This window comes from Roseisolibacter sp. H3M3-2 (assembly GCF_029211165.1).
Classification (GTDB): domain Bacteria; phylum Gemmatimonadota; class Gemmatimonadetes; order Gemmatimonadales; family Gemmatimonadaceae; genus Roseisolibacter.
Genome location: NZ_JARGEK010000580.1, coordinates 1 through 1981, shown reverse-complemented (window position 1 = coordinate 1981; position 1981 = coordinate 1). Strand labels below are relative to the sequence as shown.

Below are 1981 nucleotides of genomic sequence, written 5' to 3'. Positions count from 1 at the left end.
CCGAGCGCGCCGCGCGCGCCGCCGACGCGCTGGCGGCGGTGGGGCTCGCGGGGAGCGACGCGCGCGGCGTGCGCGAGCTGTCGGGGGGCGAGCAGCAGCGGGTCGCGCTCGCGCGCGCGCTCGTGATCGAGCCGCGCGTGCTCCTGCTCGACGAGCCGCTGTCGAACCTCGACCCGGCGCTGCGCGCGGGGACGCGCGACGACCTGCGGGCGCTGCTGCGCGACCAGCGGGTGACGGTGCTGCTGGTGACGCACGACCAGGAGGACGCCTTCGCCGTCGCCGACCGGGTCGCGCTGCTCGACGCGGGGCGCCTCCTCCAGGTGGGGACCCCCGAGGCGCTCTACGACCGCCCCGACTCGGCGGCCGTCGCGACGTTCGTGGGGCGCGCGTCGCTGCTGCCGGCCGCCCTCGACGGCGGCGGGCGCGCGTCGATCGCCGCCGGCGGGGTCGCGCAGCACGCCGAGGCGCTCCCGGCGCCGGGGGTCGACGGCGCGGGGCTGGCCGTGCTCCGTCCCGAGCACCTCGCGCTGGCCGACCCGGGGGGCGACGGCACCTGGGCGGGGCGCGTCGCGGCGCGCCGCTTCGCCGGGGCGACCACCGTCTACCGCGTGGCGCTGACCGGCGGCGCGGCCGTCGAGGTGGCGAGCGCCGACCGGACGGCGCGCGAGGGGGACGCCGTCGGCGTGCGGCTGGTCGCGCCGCGGGTCGCCCTGGTCCCGGCCGCCCGGTAGATTCGCCCGCCATGACCCAGCCCGCCGACGCCCCCCCGGAGGCCGAGCGCGTCGCCGCGCGCGCGCGCTTCCGCGCCACGCTCGTGCGCGTCCTCGCCGTGCAGGCGGTGACGCTCGTCCTGCTGTGGCTCGTGCAGCGCCGCTACACCGTCTGAGGAGCGCGCGTGCATCCCATCGACTGGATCATCATCGTCGTCTACCTCGTGTACGTGGTGGGCGACGGGCTGCGGCGCTCGCGCGACACCGACAGCATGGAGGGGTACTTCCTCGCCAGCCGCTCGCTCCCGTGGTGGGCGGTGGGGCTGAGCGTGATGGCGACCCAGCTGTCGGCCGTCACGATGATCGGGACCACCGGGCAGGGGGCGACCGACGGGCTGCGCTTCGTGCAGTTCTACTTCGGGCTCCCGCTGGCCATGGTGCTGCTGGGCGTGACGCTCGTCCCCTTCCTGCACCGCGCGCGCGTCTACACCGCCTACGAGTACCTCGAGCGACGCTTCGACGCCAAGACGCGCTCGCTCACCGCGCTCCTCTTCCTGCTCTCGCGCGGGATGTCGTGCGGCACCATCATCGCCGCGCCGGCGGTGGTGTTCTCCGCCGTGTTCGGCTGGCCGCTCGGCTGGTCCGTGCTGCTGATGGGGGTGCCGACGGTGCTCTACACGGTCGTCGGCGGGGTGCAGGCGGTCACGTGGGCCGACGTCAAGCAGATGGTGCTGATCGTCGTCGCCGTCGCCGCGATCGTCGCCGTCCTGCTCGTGCGCATCCCGGTGCCGGCCGGCGACGCCCTGGCGATCGCCGGCGCGGCCGGGCGGCTCCGCACCTTCGACTTCTCGTTCAGCCTCACCAACACCTACACGGTCTGGTCTGGGGTCATCGGCGGCACCTTCCTGATGCTGTCGTACTTCGGCACCGACCAGAGCCAGGTGCAGCGGTACCTGACGGCCAGGTCGGTGGACGAGGCGCGCAGCTCGCTCCTCATGAGCGCGTACTGGAAGATCCCGCTCCAGGCGCTGATCCTGCTCGTCGGCGTGCTGGTGTTCGTGTTCTACCAGTTCCAGCAGCCGCCCCTCCTGCACAACCCGTCGCACGAGCGGCGCGTCCGCGCGGCCGACCCGGCGGCGATGACGGCGCTCGAGTCGCGCTACGCGACCGCCGTCGCCGGTCAGCAGCAGGCGGCGCGCGCGCTGGCCGCCGCCCGCGCCGCCGGCGCCGCCGAGCGGCCGCGTGCCGCCGGTCGTCGAGGTCGAGACGCT

At 75.7% G+C, this 1981-nt stretch carries 2 protein-coding genes and 1 pseudogene; all 3 read left to right on the top strand.

What is annotated here, in order from left to right; all coding sequences use genetic code 11:
- Positions 1-731 (top strand): ABC transporter ATP-binding protein (locus PYV61_RS24740; RefSeq protein ID WP_275836547.1); only part of this gene is annotated, 731 nt, incomplete at its 5' end.
- Positions 732-742: 11 nt separating this feature from the next.
- Positions 743-886: a hypothetical protein gene (locus tag PYV61_RS24735; protein WP_275836546.1), complete on the top strand. Its 144-nt coding sequence runs from the start codon at positions 743-745 to the stop codon at positions 884-886.
- A gap of 9 nt (positions 887-895) precedes the next feature.
- Positions 896-1981, top strand: a pseudogene (locus PYV61_RS24730) (sodium:solute symporter); the annotation flags it as partial.